Source organism: Staphylococcus gallinarum (genome assembly GCF_000875895.1).
GTDB classification, from domain to species: domain Bacteria; phylum Bacillota; class Bacilli; order Staphylococcales; family Staphylococcaceae; genus Staphylococcus; species Staphylococcus gallinarum.
In genome coordinates this window covers 1-241 of record NZ_JXCF01000091.1, presented here as the reverse complement: position 1 = coordinate 241, position 241 = coordinate 1, and the positions used below count along the sequence as shown (strand labels likewise).

Below are 241 nucleotides of genomic sequence, written 5' to 3'. Positions count from 1 at the left end.
TATCTCTGTTTGTTTAGAATATTAAAAAGAACAATACAGAATAAACTTTATAACGGGAAACATTTACCCAAAAAAATAAGAATAGCTAATAAATTTAAAAAACAGAAATCTAATGAAAACCCCTTTTTATTTTTAATTTATACTATAAAATATAATGTTTTTTATAAAGGAAAAATATTAGCAAATCTAGTTAGTGATCATTCTGAAAAAATTATTCAAATTAAGCGTTAAAAGGGGTGTG

The 241-nt window shown here is 21.6% G+C and carries 1 protein-coding gene; it reads left to right on the top strand.

Annotated elements, in window-relative coordinates; all coding sequences use genetic code 11:
- Positions 1 to 231: hypothetical protein (locus SH09_RS17105; protein ID WP_235307543.1), on the top strand; the 231-nt coding region annotated here is incomplete at its 5' end.
- Between the last annotated feature and the right edge of the window lie 10 nt (positions 232 to 241).